Origin of the sequence: Ruoffia sp. FAM 26255, from assembly GCF_045528525.1 — a bacterium.
GTDB lineage: Bacteria > Bacillota > Bacilli > Lactobacillales > Aerococcaceae > Ruoffia > Ruoffia tabacinasalis.
Genome location: NZ_JBGQQX010000029.1, coordinates 1 through 19,710, shown reverse-complemented (window position 1 = coordinate 19,710; position 19,710 = coordinate 1). Strand labels below are relative to the sequence as shown.

19 protein-coding genes are annotated in these 19,710 nt (G+C 35.5%); 1 reads left to right on the top strand and 18 read right to left on the bottom strand.

Translation table 11 applies throughout. The annotated features are described in order from the left end of the window. Window position 1 precedes the first annotated feature (1 nt). Together ACEN31_RS06965 and ACEN31_RS06960 are read right to left on the bottom strand one after the other, a co-directional pair. Entirely contained in the window at window positions 2-1,390 is a 1,389-nt protein-coding gene (locus tag ACEN31_RS06965) for a bifunctional metallophosphatase/5'-nucleotidase (RefSeq protein ID WP_407109019.1), read from the bottom strand. 98 nt (window positions 1,391-1,488) lie between these two features. Continuing rightward, window positions 1,489-2,121 (bottom strand): hypothetical protein, encoded by a 633-nt coding sequence (locus ACEN31_RS06960; protein WP_407109018.1) that lies wholly within the window; start codon window positions 2,119-2,121, stop codon window positions 1,489-1,491. A 173-nt stretch (window positions 2,122-2,294) separates the two neighbouring features. Here ACEN31_RS06960 and ACEN31_RS06955 point away from each other — a divergent pair, with 173 nt between their 5' ends. Further along, on the top strand, window positions 2,295-3,143 hold the full coding sequence (locus tag ACEN31_RS06955; RefSeq protein ID WP_138405363.1) for a DegV family protein: 849 nt from the start codon (window positions 2,295-2,297) through the stop codon (window positions 3,141-3,143). 47 nt (window positions 3,144-3,190) lie between these two features. Here the strand turns inward: ACEN31_RS06955 and ACEN31_RS06950 are convergent, their stop codons facing one another. The 16 genes from ACEN31_RS06950 to ACEN31_RS06875 form a co-directional block, all read right to left on the bottom strand. Continuing rightward, on the bottom strand, window positions 3,191-4,333 hold the full coding sequence (locus ACEN31_RS06950) for an alpha/beta fold hydrolase (RefSeq protein ID WP_407109017.1): 1,143 nt from the start codon (window positions 4,331-4,333) through the stop codon (window positions 3,191-3,193). Continuing rightward, window positions 4,334-5,119, bottom strand: coding sequence for a hypothetical protein (locus ACEN31_RS06945; RefSeq protein WP_407109016.1), 786 nt, complete (start codon window positions 5,117-5,119; stop codon window positions 4,334-4,336). Window positions 5,120-5,223: 104 nt separating this feature from the next. Beyond that, complete coding sequence (locus ACEN31_RS06940) at window positions 5,224-6,111, bottom strand: polysaccharide deacetylase family protein (RefSeq protein ID WP_407109015.1); 888 nt, start codon at window positions 6,109-6,111, stop codon at window positions 5,224-5,226. A 132-nt stretch (window positions 6,112-6,243) separates the two neighbouring features. Further along, window positions 6,244-6,810 carry a GNAT family N-acetyltransferase gene (locus tag ACEN31_RS06935; RefSeq protein WP_407109014.1) on the bottom strand — a complete coding sequence of 189 codons (567 nt, stop codon included), beginning with the start codon at window positions 6,808-6,810 and terminating at the stop codon, window positions 6,244-6,246. A gap of 158 nt (window positions 6,811-6,968) precedes the next feature. After that, on the bottom strand, window positions 6,969-9,137 hold the full coding sequence (locus ACEN31_RS06930; protein ID WP_407109013.1) for a DNA internalization-related competence protein ComEC/Rec2: 2,169 nt from the start codon (window positions 9,135-9,137) through the stop codon (window positions 6,969-6,971). Window positions 9,138-9,310: 173 nt separating this feature from the next. Beyond that, complete coding sequence (locus tag ACEN31_RS06925; protein WP_171031270.1) at window positions 9,311-10,051, bottom strand: helix-hairpin-helix domain-containing protein; 741 nt, start codon at window positions 10,049-10,051, stop codon at window positions 9,311-9,313. Window positions 10,052-10,165: 114 nt separating this feature from the next. Next, window positions 10,166-10,663, bottom strand: coding sequence for a pantetheine-phosphate adenylyltransferase (coaD, locus tag ACEN31_RS06920; RefSeq protein ID WP_231606907.1), 498 nt, complete (start codon window positions 10,661-10,663; stop codon window positions 10,166-10,168). After that, complete coding sequence (gene rsmD / locus ACEN31_RS06915; protein WP_138404031.1) at window positions 10,656-11,228, bottom strand: 16S rRNA (guanine(966)-N(2))-methyltransferase RsmD; 573 nt, start codon at window positions 11,226-11,228, stop codon at window positions 10,656-10,658. Before rsmD ends, coaD begins: the two co-directional genes overlap by 8 nt. Before the next feature lie 13 nt (window positions 11,229-11,241). After that, a complete protein-coding gene (locus ACEN31_RS06910; protein ID WP_138404032.1) occupies window positions 11,242-11,598 on the bottom strand; it encodes a YlbG family protein in 357 nt (118 codons plus the stop codon). Window position 11,599: 1 nt separating this feature from the next. After that, window positions 11,600-12,862, bottom strand: coding sequence for an FtsW/RodA/SpoVE family cell cycle protein (locus ACEN31_RS06905; protein WP_171031271.1), 1,263 nt, complete (start codon window positions 12,860-12,862; stop codon window positions 11,600-11,602). Between the two features lie 229 nt (window positions 12,863-13,091). Continuing rightward, a complete protein-coding gene (locus tag ACEN31_RS06900; protein WP_407109012.1) occupies window positions 13,092-13,694 on the bottom strand; it encodes a superoxide dismutase in 603 nt (200 codons plus the stop codon). Between the two features lie 147 nt (window positions 13,695-13,841). Then, window positions 13,842-15,350 carry an IS1182 family transposase gene (locus tag ACEN31_RS06895; RefSeq protein WP_407109011.1) on the bottom strand — a complete coding sequence of 503 codons (1,509 nt, stop codon included), beginning with the start codon at window positions 15,348-15,350 and terminating at the stop codon, window positions 13,842-13,844. 177 nt (window positions 15,351-15,527) lie between these two features. Continuing rightward, window positions 15,528-17,360: a translational GTPase TypA gene (gene typA / locus ACEN31_RS06890; protein ID WP_138404035.1), complete on the bottom strand. Its 1,833-nt coding sequence runs from the start codon at window positions 17,358-17,360 to the stop codon at window positions 15,528-15,530. A gap of 19 nt (window positions 17,361-17,379) precedes the next feature. Beyond that, window positions 17,380-18,153 (bottom strand): inositol monophosphatase family protein, encoded by a 774-nt coding sequence (locus tag ACEN31_RS06885; RefSeq protein ID WP_407109010.1) that lies wholly within the window; start codon window positions 18,151-18,153, stop codon window positions 17,380-17,382. After that, window positions 18,154-18,468 carry a UPF0223 family protein gene (locus ACEN31_RS06880; RefSeq protein WP_138404037.1) on the bottom strand — a complete coding sequence of 105 codons (315 nt, stop codon included), beginning with the start codon at window positions 18,466-18,468 and terminating at the stop codon, window positions 18,154-18,156. A 40-nt stretch (window positions 18,469-18,508) separates the two neighbouring features. Beyond that, window positions 18,509-19,402 carry a LysR family transcriptional regulator gene (locus ACEN31_RS06875; protein WP_407109009.1) on the bottom strand — a complete coding sequence of 298 codons (894 nt, stop codon included), beginning with the start codon at window positions 19,400-19,402 and terminating at the stop codon, window positions 18,509-18,511. Window positions 19,403-19,710 lie beyond the last annotated feature (308 nt).

Genomic DNA, 19,710 nt, shown 5'->3' with positions numbered 1-19,710 from the left:
ATCACTTGCCTCCTTCTATTGGGTATGTTTTTTCTAAATAATTTCGAACGGTATGTCTTAAAAAATCTGGGAAAATTAACTTTGAATCCCCATAATCACTTATCGTTGGGAAAAATGGTAAGAACCAAATATGATCCACCGTCACAAACTGATAATGTCTGTCATCAATGATTGCTTCTCCATTCACTTCCCACTGAAGCTTCAGCTCATCATAAGCAATGCCTTTAAAAATAAGTTCTCCAAATATCTTACCACGGAAACCAAGCCCATTGATTAATTTGTATCTTAAATCATCCGCTTGTTGGCTCATCTCAGCTAACATTTCCTTTAAATGCACCCCACTCATTTCCACTATGGCTAAATGCATTGGATGAGGTAGTGCTTCATGTAGGTGATGTTCAGTAATGAGTCCCCTAGGTAAATCACTTAGAAATAAACCGGAACTTAATACAGCATTCTCTACCCCGGTTGCTTCAGTAATCGCATTGAGTGCCATTTGAATAAAGGAATTGGCTCCCGTTGTTTGAAGTGCTTGAAAAGTTTCAGGGATGTCAGCAATCCAACGTTCTTCAAGTTGTTTTGTTCCTTCTTGCTTATAATAGTCCGATTCTTTGGGTAGATTATATCTTTGACTCAATTGATGAATGGAGAGAACTTCTGCAGACATCTGCCAAGTATCTGTTGCTTGGTCAAAATACAAGTCGATTGAGCCGACAAAATTTCCGTATTTTCCAGCTGCGCAAAGAAAGCTTTGATTCTCCCACTCACCTTCAATAAGAACATGATGGGTATGTGCTCCAATGATTAATTGGATTTCTGGAAAAAGATTCGCAATATAGCGATCAGTTTCTAGACCTAGATGTGATAGCAAAATAATTAAATCCGTGTCTTCTTGATCTATAAGTTGAAGGGTATCTTGTAAGCTATCAATTGGATTCTCAATGGTATATCCGTTTAAGTGATAGGTTTCATATGGCGCTGTTAACCCAATAAAAGCGACTTTCATATCGTCAATCTCTTTGTATACGATATTTTCAGCGTACGAAGGAACTTCTTTCGTATCTTTATCAAATAAATTCGCTATCGTTACGGAATAATCTGCTCGATCATACAAGTCGCTTAAGCGTTCTTTGGAAAAGTTTAAACCTTCGTTATTCCCAAGTGTAACGACATCATAATTAGCTTCATTGAACAAATCAACGATGACCTTCCCATATGTTGCTTCAACCAATGGGTGTACGGAGTCCATAGCATCACCCACATCAATGGTAAGAAGTGCCTCACCTTTAACTGATGCCAAGGACTGGTTCTCTTCTATAAACTTCGATATTAAGGGCCAATGATCTAAATGTCCGTGTAAGTCATTGGTATGTAGTATTTTTAGACGCAATGTGTACACCTCTTTCATTATACATTCCTTATAGATTATAATACAAAAAAAGACCGAACTTCAATCCCTAGGGAATGGAAGTTCGGAAATATCCTAAACTAAGCTAAGACGGGCGTCAAAGTTCCTAAGAAAATAAAGGCTACAACTAAAACAAGAGCCAATATTAAAACATAAACTAACCATTTTTCCGGTAGTTTTGGAATAGGATACTTAACTACAAAACTTGCACCAATAATAATATAAGCAACAGCTAGTACATATTGGAATATATTCATTGGTATCACATAACCTAACAGTGAAATAATCGGAATGAAAATCGCACTTGCTCCTAAAGGTAGACCTTGTGTCTTCCCATCGAATTGTTCTCCTTGAAATTCAATCGCTTGATTAAAATGCGCAAGTCGAATAATAACAGCTAAAATATATAATGCTGCGACAATAACCGATAATACCGATCCTAAAGATAAAGATATTAATAATGACGCTGGTAGCAATGCATAAACAACGGATTTACTTAAGACATCAAATTCCAAATCAAAGGAAATTTGAGCATCTTCTCGCTCAAACATCGCTGTGAAACGGTAACTAAAGATATAACCGACCGAAGCGATAATTAAGGAGATAATTGTATATTGAGATTCTCCAATCATTGAAAACCCAACACCGACCGCACCAAAGAACAAACTAAACAGTGTTAGTGCATTGCATTGATTAATTTTACCTAAGAACATTTGACACACCCTTTCATACTATATGTAATCGTTATTATTATTGTACCTATTTATCGCCTCTTTTACAATTGATACATAATTTTTCGTCAATAATGCTTGTCTTCATCGCTTAGAATTGAAATGACAAGATGGTTACTATATACTTATTATAATGCATACATGAGGTGATTAATGTGAAAAAATGGAAAATAGTTGTCGACTCAGGGTCGTCAATTCGTGAAATAGAAACAACAAATCAAAACGTCGCTTTGGAAGTCGTTCCATTAATGATAAATATCGGTAATGAGGTATTTGTAGATAGTGCAGACCTAGATATTGCGAACTTCTTGTCAGAACTAAAAGATACAAAACAAAAAACATCAAGTGCGTGTCCTTCTCCAGAAGTTTATGCGAATCGATTCGAAGGTGCTGAGAACGTTATCTGCTTTACGATCTCTTCTCAACTTTCAGGTAGTTACAATAGTGCTTCTTTAGGAAAAGACATTGCATTAGAGAGAAATCCTGACGCAAACATTCATATCTTTGACAGTCGCTCAGCTGGTTCAGAAATGGACTTATTGGCTAAAAAAGCTTTTGAATTAGCGGAAACTGATGCTGAATTTGATGACGTTGTAAAAGAATTGAATGCTTACCATGAAAATCTAGATATAGCATTCCTGCTAGAATCTGTAGATAACTTAGTTAATAATGGACGTGTGTCTAAGATTTTAGGTCAAATGATTGGGTTATTAGGTATTCGCTTAATTGGTAATCGTACTCCGGAAGGAACGATTCAATTGGCTCATAAATCAAAAGGTCAAAAGAGAGCTTTAAAGACTTTGATTAACGAATTAAAATCTAAAGGTTATAATGGAGGAGAAATTGAAGTATCTCACGTTCTTAACCCAGATATTGCCAAAGCGTTTGAAGAAGAAATTCTAAAAGAATATCCAAACGCTAAAATTACTACACGAGTAACGAGTGCATTATGTAGCTATTATGCAGAGCATAATGGTATGATCGTTGGTTTCGAAACAAATTAATACTTTAAAAAAACAGCGACAATTAATAATTGTTACTGTTTTTTACTTTAATTATATTGCTTTAAAAAATAACTGATTAAACTGAAGTATGGTTTAGTAATCTCGTCATGTTCTTGGTAAATACAATGCCCAGCATCGTCTATCGCTATAAGTTCAACTTGAGGTAAGTAGGTAGCAGCTGTAAAAATTCCATCCCCTCGGACGACTTTGTCTTCGACTGAACGAAATACTAATAACGGGGTTTCAACATTTTTCAAGGCTGACTCATCCACTATCTTATTCACTTGCTCTAATGATGTCGCCAACCAATTGTATGTTCCTCCAGAAGTTGGATGAGCAACTGATTCCAATCGCAAATTAAATGCATATTTCTCTCTTTGCTGACTATGTGTTAAATCTGGATTCGGAGTATATTCAGACGCATTCGTTGATGCTTCTATGAATTCGTTACTTCCTTGAGCTGGAATCGGCTTATGACCCAAGTTCAGTAAACCGGCACCACTCGCTACTGCATGAGCTAAAGATCTAGGATATGGATATGTATCGACACTAAACATTGGTGAGGATAATACCGCAGCTTTAATAAGTTTTGGATATTTCTTGATCAACCCTGTACTAACTGCCCCACCCATTGAATGAGCAAATAAATAAAAGTGCTCGTTCAATTCATAGGTCTCTTTAATACTTTCAATCACTTCTTTTAAATCTTCAATATAGTAATCAAAATGTTGAATATCAATTAAAGAATTACGAGTTTCTACTCTTGAAGAGCCATGCCCCCTCGCATCATAAATAAGCACATTATAATCGAGCTGCAATAAATAATACACGACTTCATAATACTTCTCTTTATACTCATTAAAACCATGAACAATAAAAACTGTCGGACGACTGCTATTTTTTAAATAAAATAAATATGATAAAGCAACATCTCCCACCGGTATTTCACCGGCATGTTCAAATTGCTCAATATATGGACGAGCGATAATGTTCATCTCTCGTTCATAATGTTCTTCGTCAATCCAAGCTAAGTTTTGTTGTAATGGCATATCTAATTCTGTTAAATTAACTTCTGCTTGGTAACTTTGTTTGCGCGTATGTTTTAGTCGATAAGCAAAATCATAAGCAAGTAAACCTAAAGTTCCTTTAAAAAGACCTTTCAATAAAGTAGATGTAAAACTCTTCTTCAATTAAATTCCTCCTTCAGTATCTAAAACTAATGAAACAACTAGTCTTACATATGGTACTTCATCGACACTATAATCTGTCGGTGATGCGTAAATCGAAACATATTGGCTTTGATAAATATCGTAATTAGATAATGACACTGCATCAGCATACACATCGAATAAATAATCGGCTAATATCTTTTCATTCTCCCAAGTTGTCAGATGAACATCCCCTGCGGATATATAGAGTTCGTATAAATTCTCGCCAAAGCGGTACTCTGCATCCGAAACATTTGGAAAATGTGCTCTAAAATCAGCCCCATCAGCTGTTATTGAGCTTAAATAATGATACTCTCCCATCTCTTCCACTCGTCTTAAGACGCCTTCTTCAAGATGTTCCCCAAATTGAATTTTCTCCCAACCTTTTGTAACCCTCATGTGATTCATTTGTCTTAAAAATGCATCATTCAATGCACGATTATCTAACGCTGCATTAAATTGATCGGCAGATTCTTTAGCAATCGCATAATTGTCATGCGGTAATATTTTTTCATGGATTTGATAGGGAACTTGATTACCTGGTTGGGCGTATTCTGAAATATATTCAGAAATACCTTCGTCATTTTCCACGTTGTTTGGTAATTTCATTACCTCTCTCATAATGAGATTCAATGATTCGTTCACATTTAATGACTCATCACTTAAAGTCGCTTGTATAAAATTTTGGTTATGATAATAACCTAACAATACAAAAAGTATAATAAAACTTAATTTAAAGTGAAAACTCTTTGGAAATTTATTTGTCATGATTTTCTCCTATCATTCAACTAACACCTATAATATCAGAACCATAAGTAAAACAAAAAAGATTTAAACTAGATTAACATCTAATTTAAATCTTTTAGTCCTACTTATAAAGGTTCCGTACTATTCTCTTGGTGCTGAATCAAATACGGGTCAACGATATGATAGCCCAACTCACGGTAACCATCAATCATTGTTGGTAAAGCTTCTAACGTCCACGAACGGTCATGCATTAAAATGTTTGCCCCAGGACGGATATACATATTATCTAAGGATACGGCTGCTAATTCTGGACCAGATAAATACTCATCCATCCAATCATAACCAAATGACCATGTCATTAATTGTAAACCTAACTCATTACAAATTAAGATAGTATCCATATTAAACAAACCGAAAGGTGGTCTAAACCAACGAACAGGTGCGCCAGTAATCTCTTCAACTATTTGATTTGTTGCAACAATCTCATTGTATTGTTCTTCATATGTTAATTCGCGTAAATTAGGGTGAGTATGTGTATGGTTTCCAATTTCAAAGCCCATATCATGCACTTGTTTGGTAATCTCTCTGCCCCACTCCGACTCTAAATACATACCGTTAACTAGGAAAATGGCGTTAACATCTTTTTCTTTCATTACTTGAGCCATCTCAATAGCATAGCTATCTGGTTCTTGAGGCGCATCATCAAAAGTAAATAATAAAACATCTTCAGATGAATTTTCATCTAATGGGAAGATTTCTGACGAAATATCTGGATCTGCATGAATATAGTAGGCATATCCTTCTTCATTAGGTTGAGCATAGCTCCCATAATCTGTCCAAGCTGCACGGACATTATCAGATTTAACGATATTATAATCTGTTGGCACCGCTTCTTCTGTAATCTCAATTTGTGGAATATCTTCGGGAATCTCTTCAGCCTGTACCCAAGAATGTGTTGGCATATTACCAAGCAATACTGTACCTAATAGTACCTTTAAAAAGACCTTCTGCATCGACTTACTTCCTCCTGTTAGTTGTATAATTATTTTATAAACGCAATATCAACGATATTTATGTCATATAATCCCATTTTGCAATAACTTTTATAAGTTTAAAAGCAGATATTATAAACAATCTAGGTAATTTTAATACACAGAGAATGATAAACTCTCTGTTGGCAAGGCTTCTGATTGCAATGGCTCTGCAGCTAGTTTTTTACCAAACCATTTAACATCATGCCATTGGCCGAATTTGTAGCCTGCCTGAGGGAACGTACTAAGCAATTGGAAGCCGTTCTTTTCATGGAAGCGAATGCTTCGTTCATTCGTTGCTACAATATTCGCAATGATTTGAGTCATACCTAGAGCAGTTAATGTTCTTTCTAAAGCTGTGAATAGTGATTGACCGACACCGCGAATCGGGGCATCTTCAGCTACATAAATACTTAACGCACACGTATTAACTAGATTCAGCATAAATGAAATTTCACTCACATAAACAAAACCAACGACGGCTCCTTCGTATTCTGCTACTAAAAAAGGTAGATGACTTTGAGCTTCGATAATCAATTGTTCATAATACGAAAGGGTCCCTACCGTTTCCTCTAAGTTAAAGACTGTATTTAATATATAGGGTGTGTAAATTTGTTGTATTTGCTTCGCATCGTCGACCTGTGCGGGACGAATTGTTAATTGTTGTGACTGAAATTTCATATAAACCTCCTTGTATACTTTTTTAAAACAAAATAATTATAGCTAATTATTTGAAATAAGCAATCACTTTTTGTCACTTTTATTGTAAAGTTTATGTAAATTTCCGACCCCTCTTAAAACGTTGATATGACGGTCTTTGTTTGCATTGAAATCCCCCCTTATTTCTTAATAACTGTCCGTATTTGATAACCCTTTAATGGGTGATATGTTAGTTGAACAGCACCGACTTTTTCAGTACTTAAATAAGGGATGCTGTACTGATTAAGCAAATCCGTCACCTCGGTATGGGGATGACCGTATTGATTATCTAACCCAGCAGAAATAAAGGAGAGAGATGGTTGAGTATGTGTCAATAATTCTTCAGAAGTACTTGTGTCACTCCCGTGATGCGCTACTTTTAAAATATTCGCTCGGATTTCTGGATAGGTGGCTAAGATTTTTGTTTCTATTCGCTTAGTCACATCCCCTAAAGATAATACCGCGAGTCCTTCTATATCAATTTGGGTAATCAATGAAGAGTCATTGGATTCACTTTGCGAATATTTAATATCAGAGAGCGCTGGGCTATACAATGTCAGTGGAACGGTTGGATGCTTATAGCTTTGACCCATGTCTAAACTCACAACAGTATTCACTTTAACTTCAGCTGAAATCTCTTCCCAAATATCACTCTCCAAAGTATAATTACTTACCCATAATTCTTGAATATTGATCGCTTGAGACAAAGCTTGTAAGTTCCCAATGTGATCAATATCGGGATGGGTAATAATGACTCCATCTAATTGATTCACACCTAGGGCTTTTAAAGCGGGGATTAAATTCCACTCTGCATAACTATGGTCGATATTCGACACTTCCACCGGCTCCCACAATCGCTTACCACCGGTATCAATTAACCAATTCCCTTGTTGATGACCTAATTGAAATAACATCGCATCCCCTTGCCCCACATCAATCATCGTTAATTTAACCGTTGGGTCCAAATATGGTACCCCAAACAAAATAATTAAATACATCAACAAGAAGACACCATAACTTAAAAATGGGCGAACATGAATGCAAGCAATAAAAAATAACGCGACAAGTATAAGTAAATAAAAAATTACTGGCGCCTGTTTCCCGACAATCAAATTAAAGGAATGAAATACGTCAGATTGACTTAACAGTTCATTAAAGAAGATGACACCTCTATCTAACCATGCACTCAATGTTTCTAACCCCGGTAAAGAAAATACAATCCATAAAGTCGTTAAAAAGACGAGCGGCATAATCAGATGATTAAAAACGACTGTAAACAAAATAACTACTAATATTTGAATCACATTCCATTCAAAAGATGTCTGCATTATAATTGGCCAGGACAATAACAAGCAGGCAAAAGTCATTTCAATACTTTGAATGGCACTATGTTTACTTGGAGAGGCTTGGTTATAACTCATGACAACAAAAGTCATCACAAAACTTAAAGTATAGCCTAGTGACAAGACATTTAATGGGTTAAAACAAATGAATAAAATCCCCACGATGGCAAGGCTATCTAAAGAAGCGATAGGTAAATGATACTTTGTTTTTAAAGAACTTAAGCTACTCATGGATAAGACACGGATGACCCCAATCGGCCAACCGACTAACCACGTGTAAAGCCATAACAAAACCGTAATTAACATCTTTGCATACTCAATCGGCATGCCTAACCTGAGCAATACATTGTTTAATAAGCGTCTAATGAAATATATATGAAAACCAGATATCGCAAAAAAGGGTGCAACGCCTAAAGCAGTAAAGTTATCTTTGTAATGCCGGTAAGTATCAGAGTCGATATTGTAAAGAAGCTTATTATGAATTGCAATCCACTCATGATGGTTTAGCTTAATAAAGGGTTCCAATAACGTATACCTGAATGTATCTAACTTACCAACAAATGAAAGGTCCGATTTAAGCTGATATATATTAGTAATTTCAAATTCCCAGGCGATGTTTTGGGTGGCTAAGTAGGATTTATAATCGAATACATCAAAGTTTCTTGCTTCATCCAGCTTTTCAAACTTTCCTTCAACGTACCAAACAGTTGATTCTTCACGTAAGCTTTGAAATTGAGGGTCGTCATCTTCTAACCACTGAATAAAGTTTACTTTTAATTCGATTTTTTCAGATTGATGAACGACTTGAACCTTACCCTCACCACGGACTGATTCCTCATCACTTTTTACATCAAAAGGATTCGTATATAAAATGGCTCGCATTTCTTGCGACTCTATGGGTAAATGCTCGAGATTTTGAAACAGAGTTGCTTGAAACCTAGCATATCCAATAACAAAAACAGTCATGACAGAAACGGTTATCAATGTCTTCAGATTACTCAAAGTGATTATTCTTAAGGCAATGACGATAACAGGTAATATCAGCCAAAGGTTAAAGTTATAAAAAGCCTGTAAAACGACATAAATAAACAGAAAAATAAATGGCCATTCATATTGAATGTTTTGTAAATACTTATTAATCATGGCGAAACCGTAATGAGGTCTTTTAGGTTCTCGAATGTCTTCTCACCTATACCTGAAACAGCCATAATATCTTCTACAACACTAAAGCTTCCATTCTCTTCTCTAAATTGAATGATTGCGGCAGCCTTTTTTGGTCCAATATTCGGGAGAGTCATCAACTCATCTACAGTGGCTGAATTTATATTTACAACACCAGATACATTGTCATTAAATGAATCAGGTCCTTCAGTATAAGCTGGTTCAACCATTCCTAAATTCGGTGTCGCCTCTGCCTGTTCCAAATCTGAATAGCTATAAATGTACAACAACATCTGATCTTCAAGTAGTTTCGCTTGGTTTAACGTTTCAGTGGCGGCTTCTTCCGTTAAGCCTCCTGCCATTTCTATCGCATCATAAACTCTACTACCTATAGGCAAGGCGTACATATCTGGTTTGGCTACCGCTCCTTTAATATCGACATAAACCACTAGTTGTTCATTGTCTTCAGCCTGTTCATCTGTCTGTTGTTCTATCCCCGGTATTGCTGCTAAATCTGTATTAACTTCTGGCTCTTGGGTGGATTCCTCCGATTGAGTTGATCCACTTTCGAACAGTTTGACATAATCGGTTGACGATTGTCGGTTTGGTAAGATGGCGGATAATAAGACGATAACTAACACCGTCAGTATTAATATCTTAAAAATATTCTGTTTAATATGAGTCACGATTGTCTTAAAGGTCACATTTTGAAAATTCATATTATTCCTCCTAAAAATTTGTCTATATATATATACAAAAAAAAAGCCGATTTTCATTTTTTAAAATGAAAATCGACCAAATTATTTTTTTAGTGACCTAATTAATGTGACTATTTACTTAGAATTAATTTTTTCATGCATGGCTTCTTCAACATTTGGTGGAACCATGTCACTAATGTCCCCATCGAAAAAGGCGATTTCTTTAATAATTGTCGAACTTAAGTAACGATATTGATCGGCTGCATATAATATCATCGTCTCTAGGCCTTCCACTTGACGCGCATTCGCAGAAGCGATGGCGTACTCGTAATCCACATCCGTTGTGTTACGCAAACCTCTAATAAGTGCAGTCGCTTGTTTTTCTTCGTAATAATGAGCAATTAGCCCATCCTTTAAAGTATCTACAGTCACGTTATCAATATGCTTCACGCTGTCTTCTACTAATTTAATGCGCTCATCAACCGTAAATAATGTTTTCTTATTTGTATTGATTGCGATAACGACAATGACTTCATCGAACAATTTACTACTACGTTCGATTAAATTTAAATGCCCTTTTGTTAAGGGGTCAAACGTTCCAGCAAAGATACCAATCTTTGGTTTATTACTCAACACTATTCTCCTCACCTTCGTAAATATGAATGCGGGTTGCACCATAATCTTTTACTTTTACTAACTCATAACCTTCAATCCTATCTGGAAGGATTACATCTGAATCTGTTTCGCAGACAATTGTCGTTTGGTTATTAATCATCTCTAATTCCCAGAGCCATTGAATATCTTTTTCAATTTGTTGTTTATGATATGGAGGATCTAGAAAGAGTAGTTTAAATGGCTCAGTCATTTGACTGCTTGCGTAATTTCGTAAACTCTTATGATTGTCACCCTTTAATAAAGTGAATCGTTCTTCCTCTTTAGTCATCTTAAGGTTTTCGTTGATTGTTTCGATGGCTGGTCTGTGTTTTTCACAAAGAACGGCAGAATCCATGCCTCTAGAAACAGCTTCGATGGCTAAAGCCCCACTTCCCGCATATAAATCTAAACAAATACCACCGTCAAAGTACCCACCAATTAAATTAAACATGCTTTCTTTAATTTTATCTGTTGTTGGGCGTGTATTTTGACCTGGGACTGCTTTTAGTCGTCTACTTCCATAATTTCCTGATATTACTCGCATATACTACCACCAATTATCCATTATTCATTTTTTTGTTGCGAAGTGATTCTGCAATTGACTCGATTAATGATTCTTCTTCATCCTGTACAGAAAAAGGACCAGATAAAGAATTGTCTGATGAGTGCTCAATCGCATTTGCAAATGTCATGTCAATGTCGTCTCGATATGAGTACTCGACTTCTCTGACGAAATAATAGTCATTCACTATTCTCTCAACTTTTTCTGCATCTTTTTTATTCACGTACATGATCGCGTACTTCATCTTACGACTATAGTAATGAATGTAGCCATGCTTTCTTAATTCTTTAATCTGCTTTGTTGAATATAGCCAAATAATAAGCGCTTGTCTTTCAATCACATTAAATTCCATATTACTCCCCTTTCTGTTTAGAATAAACTAAGTTGATATTTGGTTCTTTACCTTCTTCAACAATCATTCTTAAAGCCAGTCCAATCGCACTTAGCATTGCAATCATACTTGTCCCCCCATAACTTATAAATGGTAACGTGACCCCAGTTAATGGCAGTATACTCACGACTCCTCCGATGTTAATCACAGATTGTACGAGAAGTAAAGATGCAACACCTATTAGAACTGATTTGCGGTATAACTCTGTACTTGCTGCAGCGCGTTGGTAAATGATTACGATGAGGCTAAATAATAAGCCTACCACGACTAACACACCAATTAAGCCAAGTTCTTCAGCGATATTTGCCAATATATAATCGGATTCAATGACCGGTAAAGCCCCTTGCTTCGATACACCTTCGCCTAATCCCATTCCAAACCAACCGCCCCGACTAAATGCCATTAGGCCTTGGATAATCTGGTAACCTGAATCGGATGAATATCTGAATGGATCAATGAATGATGCAATCCGTTCAAACATATGGAAATCTTTCGAAACTAACCAATCTCCAAATTGCCGTCCAATGATCGTCAGTAATAAATAACCGACAAATACAACACTATAGGCGATAACATTCCACTTTAAAGACCCTTTAGTTAACAGGAAGATAAGTCCAAGAGTTACAGTTAGGATAATCAACATTCCTAAATCGGGTTGTAATAAAATCAGAAACCAAGAAATTACTAATGATGCTATGGCTGCATTATTCACGTTTATCCAGTTAGGCAATTTACGTTTTGTAAGGATAACTTCCCTATCATAGTACTTGATTAGCCAACTAATCACTAGAATCCCAATGACTTTAACGAACTCACTTGGCTGAAAACTAACTCCGAGTACAAGAAACCAACTGGTTGCCCCCCAAACACTTTCTTGAGTAGCTAAAGTATATCCCAATAATACAATTAAAATGGTCATCATTAATAGAATGAGCCTGATATTTTTAAACAATTCAAAAGGTACGACGAGCATTATACCGATGATGGTAACACCAATGACCACCGAAAGACTTTGTGTTGTGATCGCGCTAATTGGATTACCATACATTGTCGCACTAAAGACTGAAATCAAACCAATCACCACTAATAAAGTTGTAATTAATACGATAGATTTGTCAATCAATCTAAAATTCTTTGTCATCTCTTTTTTAGAAAAAAAACCTTTTAATGACTTTTTAAGCCTCATACTTTTTGAAGCATCATGATGTTCCTCATTGTTTGCCATCAAACGCCTCCTCATGCATAGATAATTACACTCAGTATACCACTTCAAAAAGTGTATTGAAAAGTGTAAGATTTTTCATATAAGCTATTATAACATGTATCGCTTAATTAAAAATGACAATTTATTGAATAGTCAAATGACTCACTTGCTATTAAAATTCTAACTTACTAGCAAAAAAAATAGTGTCACTGAGACTTCTCTCACTGACACTATCCATTTAAAGTTTAGATTATGCGTTTAAACGTTCTGCAACTTTCGACCAGTTAACAACTTTCCAGAAAGCTGATAAGTATTCTGGACGACGGTTTTGGTAGTTTAAGTAGTAAGCATGTTCCCATACATCTACACCTAATAATGGTTTCTTACCATCTGTAATTGGGTTATCTTGGTTTGGAGTTCCAACAACTTCTAATGTTCCGTTGTTATCAACTAGCCATGCCCAACCAGATCCAAATTGACCTGCACCTGCAGCTTCAAATTTTTCTTTAAATGCATCTACTGATCCGAATGCATCTTCTAATTTTTTAGCTAATTCAGCAGGAACCTCATTATTATCTGAAGGTGCTTGTAATGATTCCCAGAATAATGAGTGGTTTAAGTGTCCTCCACCGTTATTACGTACAGCTGTACGTTTTTCTTCTGGAATATCGTTTAAGTTTGCAACAACATCTTCGATTGCTTTATCAGCAAACTCAGTTCCTTCCAATGCATCATTTAATTTCGTTACATATCCATTATGGTGTTTGCCGTGATGGATTTCCATTGTTTCCTTATCGATAACTGGTTCTAAAGCATCACTTGCATATGGTAAATTTGGTAAAGTAAAAGCCATAATTAAATTCCTCCTATATATTTCTCATGATATATCCATAGTATCATCCTAGTAATGAATAACAAAATAAAGAGCCTGGGACAAAAGGTCTCAGATTCAAAATAATAAGAGAGCGAGCTGAAATTATTTTTATTTCAGCTCGCTCTCTTATTTTATTTTTCTTCTCTTTGTATATTTTCTTAAATTATTCGCCATGAGGACCAAACCGACATCAGTTTTTACCTTCTGTTTTCCTCTAAGGTTACAACGAGTGTACCCTAAAATAGCCTTTATCTGACCGAAAACTGGTTCAACATCGATTTGGCGTTGGCCATAAATAGCTGAACCTTCTTCTGATAAAAGCTTTTCTGTTTCTATTTTCTTTAGTTGCTGATAATACTCATTGTAGTACAGCGCCTTTTGGGGCGCATTATCGGGGTCTTTTGGCTTATAGACCCTCACTTTCTGAGTATATCCACTTTTGTTTTTCCGATTTGATTGATAGCTATAATAGTAAATCGTACCATCAGGGTGAGTAAAGGTATTTTCTCTTACTCTATGTTTCCAATTATCTAAATTTTTATCGGATTCTTTATGTTTCTTTTTCTGATCTTTATCAAACCGATTATATTTAATTAAGTGTTCAATCCCATTCTCGTTAAGATAAGTTAAATTTTCTTCACTACCATAACCTGCATCAGCTACGATACGTTTTGGCAAGTGATGAAAAGATTCAATAAACGGTTTGAGTGTCCGCGTATCCGTCGGATTCGGGTAAATATTATAGTCCAATACAAATTGATTCTCGGTAGCTGCTTGGATATTATATCCTGCTTTTAACTGACCATTCATCATGTGATCGTCTTTCATTCGCATAAAGGTGGCATCTGTATCTGTTCTAGAATAACTGTTCCGACCATCAAAAGTTTCAAATTGTTTTTTATATTTTTGCGTCCGTGCTAAAAAATCTTTACTTACTTTTCGATGATGTTTCTTCAATCGGCGACGCTTTTGTTTACGAACATCGGGCCCTTTAACAGGGTACTGTTCGATTTCATCATTCAATCGATTGATTTCTTCTTCAACCAATTCAGTAATTTCTTGAAGCATGAGTTCGTCTAATTCTAACTCTTCATCGTATTGAATACCCGCATCAACCATCGGTTGAATTTCCTCAAAATAATATTTTCTAGCGGTTTCCTTTAATCTAGCTGAATATCTTTCAGTCGCTTTCTTCCACACAAAGCTATACTTATTCGCATTTGCTTCAATTTTTGTGCCATCAATAAAATAATTATCTAAAGTAACTAACCTTTCTAGCTTCAATTTGATTGTAAATTCGATAAAAATATTCTCAAGAAGAGTACTACATTTATCAGATGAACGAAATCGATTAATTGTTCGATAACTGATGACTTGTTGACCAACTAGCCATTGCATCGGCAAATTTTCTTTCATCATCTTTTCTATTTTTCGTCCACTAAAAACACCCTCACTATAAGCATATAACAGTGACATAATAAGAGGTTTAGGGTGATAAGCAGGACGACCGTCCTGGGTCTCAAAAATTTCAAAATAATAATTTTCTAATGAATCCACAAACTCATAAATTGAAAAGACAATATGATCGGGATCTAAGCAGGCATCAAGTTCTAGTGGTAGAATTGTTTGATTCATGTTATATTTTATATACATAAAAAGCGCCTCCTGTTTAATTAGTGTAGTTACTAATATTATATCAGAGGCGCTTTTTGTTTGCCTTAAAAAAATGAAAAAAACAGCTAGAAATATAGATTTTTACTCTATACTCAGCTGTTTTTTTCGAGGCTTTTGTCCCAGCCTCTTTGAGAAATATTATTTTTTATCTTTTTTAGATGCTTTTTCACGAGCACTTTTATCTAAGATTTGTTTACGTAAACGAATACTTTCTGGTGTTATTTCACAGTACTCATCTTCGTCCATAAATTGTATTGACTCTTCTAATGTTAAAACTTTAGGTTGTTTAATAACATTTGTTTGGTCTTTATTCGCTGAACGTACGTTTGTTTGTTGTTTCGCTTTAGTGATGTTAACTGTTAAGTCATTCTCACGGTTATGTTCACCGATAATCATTCCTCCATAAACTTCCGTTCCTGGAGTGATGAAGATTTGTCCACGTTCTTCGATGTTCATAATACTGTAAGTTGTCGCTTGACCTGAGTCTAACGATACTAAGGCACCGTTACGACGACGACCAATTGATCCACCTACAGCTGGTCTATACTCATCAAAAGTATGGTTCATAATTCCGTAACCACGTGTTAATGACATAAATTCTGTTGCGAATCCAATTAATCCACGCGCTGGAACTAAGAAGATCAGACGAACTTGTCCGTTACCTGGGTTAATCATATCAGCCATTTCAGCTTTTCTTGTACCTAAAGCTTCAATAATTGATCCCATATATTCTTCAGGAGTATCAATTTGTAATCTTTCAAATGGCTCACTTGCTACACCGTCAATCTCACGAATAATAACTTCTGGTCTTGATACTTGGAATTCGTATCCTTCACGTCTCATATTCTCAATTAAGATTGATAAATGTAGTTCCCCACGTCCTGATACAGTAAAGGCATCAGGTGAATCTGTAGGTTCTACGTTTAAAGAAACGTCGGTTTGTAGTTCACGTGATAATCTATCTTCTAGATTACGCGCTGTGACATATTTACCTTCTCTACCTGCAAATGGTGAGTTGTTCGTTAAGAACTTCATTTGTAATGTTGGCTCATCCACATGTAATAGTGGCATTGCAATTGGATCAGTACTACTTGATACTGTTTCCCCAACGAAGATATCATCCATACCTGATAAAGCGATTAAATCTCCACCAATGGCTTCGTTAATTTCAACTCTGTTTAAGCCGAAGAAACCGAACATTTTTGATACACGGAAGTTTTTAGTGCTTCCATCTGTCTTCATTAATGTCACGCTATCTCCTACTTTGATTGTTCCTTGGAACACTCGACCAATACCGATACGTCCAACGTAATCACTATAATCTAACATTGACACTTGGAATTGTAGAGGCTCGTCACGATTATCTGCAGGTGCAGGGACGTGTTCTAATACTGCATCAAAGATAGCATCCATATTATCATCTTGATCTGCTGGATCACTTGATGTACTTGAAGTTCCGTTTAATGCAGAAGCATATACAACTGGGAATTCAATTTGATCATCATCGGCACCTAGCTCGATGAATAATTCTAAAACTTCATCCACGACTTCTTCAGGTCTTGCTGATGGTTTATCAATTTTATTTACAACAACAACTGGAACTAATCCTTCATCTAAAGCACGTTTTAATACGAAACGTGTTTGTGGCATAGTTCCTTCATAGGCATCGACAACTAATACAACACCGTCGACCATCTTCATAATACGCTCTACTTCTCCACCGAAGTCCGCGTGTCCTGGTGTATCCATGATATTTACGCGAGTCCCTTTATAATCTACCGCTGTATTTTTAGCTAAGATTGTGATTCCACGTTCTCTTTCAATATCATTGTTGTCCATCGCACGATCGTCAAGTTGTGTATGTCCATCTAAAGTGTCCGATTGTATTAACAGTTCATTAACCAACGATGTTTTACCGTGGTCAACGTGAGCGATTATTGCGATGTTTCTTATATCATTACGTAATTCCATTATTTTATTCAATCCTTATCTATTTATGACTTAGCAATTCTAATGCCTCTTGATGCACATTCGGATGTGCAAATAATATTGGTGACCGGGTTAATATATCTGGTCGACTTCCATCAATTGTTGTTACTTTATATCCCATTGACTCGCATATAGCATAGCCAGCAGCAAAATCCCAGGGTTGTAAACCAGCTGAAAAATAGAGTGCCGCCTCGCCTCTAATTAAACCAATGATTTCTATCGCAGCTGATCCATAAGATCTTGCGCCGAGTGAAACATTTAGTAAGACTTTCATATTATACACGTTGTTGGAGAAAGATTCTACATTTCCGAGCACTAAAGATTCATTTAATTGAGAAATTTTTAGTGATTCGAGGGGATGATTATTTAAGTAAACGTCTTCACCCACAATTCCGTAGTATAAATCACTATTCATTACATCATAGATATAACCTGCAACAGGTAAACCATCTTCAAAAATACCGATCATAATTCCAAAGTGATTTTTAGCTTTAACAAAATTTAAAGTGCCATCGATGGGATCAATCACCCAAACAGTGCCTTTTGCATCGTTCACGGCATCCCCTTGTCCTTCTTCACCAATAATTTGATGTGTTGGATAATATTTACGGATTTTGTTAATAAAGAATTGCTCCGTTGCTTTATCCATCTCAGTGACTAAATCACTCGGACTTTTCTTCTCTTCAACTTGTAACTCGCGCTCTAAAGAATATTTTAATGTCTCTGCTGCTTGTTCCATCCAAACTAAGATACGATGATGTAATTGATAGTCCACTTATTTTCTCCTTTGTTCCGTAGTTAAATTCATAATTTGAGCATTTTTATTTAAATTCTCTTCTTTTAATTTTGTTCGCATCAATTGAACCGCTCTGTATATTGAATACCCACTTATGTCTTCGAATTTTTTCCCCATATGCTTTTCTTGACTCTTACTTGGAACCACTTCTTTGAATTGGTTATAAGCTTTTTGGAATTTTTCAAAGTGAATACCTTGTTCATACGTTGATTCAACTGCATTAAGAAAAGTGATGACATGAACGATGTCTTCATTTGACCAATCTGGGTCGATTGGATATTGATAGTTTTTCAAATAGAATCTCCTTGCTATATTAAATTGCTGAAAATAAACTTTAGTCCTCAGTATATAGTTTATTTACAATCGCTAACACTTCATCATTAAATTTCTTCTGAATCGCTGTTACCGGTGTTTCGTTATTGATAATTAAGCTTGTATACACATTTGGTGCATCTTCGACAGGAACCTTAATTAAGTGGTCTTGGTTTCTGATAATAATATCTGTCATGAAACCAGCATAAATTCCTGAATCAATCATTGAATTAATTGTTTGAATCTCATTCGAAAAACGAACTTTCTTCAATTTCAGGCCATTATCACTTACCCAATGATTCATAATTGTATTATGCGTATACCCATTACCTAACGTAATGAAGTCTAACTCTTCAAGTTCTTCTACTGAAAGACTCTTACGGTCTGCTAATTTATGATTTTTATTTACATAAATCGCAAAGTCATGTTCTTCCATAGGAACTTGAGTTAACCATTTTTCCACAAAAATAGGTTTTTCACTTGAAATAATTGCTGATGAAACTTGATTATTTCGAATCATTTCAAACATCACTTCAGAACTCTCTTCTTCGATAAAGTTAAGTAACATACTGTATTCAGCTAAATCTGGAAGAATCTTCGGTAAGTAAAAACCGCCAATCGTTGGTAAGAAACCAAACGATACTGTCTCTGCTTGTGAATTGATAATTTCTTGTTTCGTACGGTCAAGTGTTTGTAATATCTCATGAGCAGATCTATATAAGATTTCACCTGATTCTGTTAATTGAACATTTTGAACAGCACGATTACGTTGGATTAATGTTGTTTCGAAATTCTCCTCCAATCTCTTTAACGCTATAGAGATAGATGGTTGCGATACATAGAATGCTTCGGCAGTCTTAGTAAAGCTCAAACTTTCTGCTAAATGAATAAAGTATTTTAAATCTCTAATATTCATAATTATTCCTCACTTCATAAAATATATTTATCTTTAATAATAAATCGATATTTATTAATTTTATATCTATACCTGAATAATTCATACTTTTAAATATTGAGTTATTCTAGTCGTTATTTTTCAATTTTGGATCACTTTATCGAAATTAAAATATTTTAATCGATTTTCTAAGCTAAAGAAAAACTTTTTAGTCTCATCTCACGAATTTTGGGCGCACTTCTCCCTAGGCCATTTAAAAGGTTTTAAAAAACAGGTTCTTTAAATGTACTGCCGAATCCTTTGGATTTGCCTGAATACTGCATAAAACT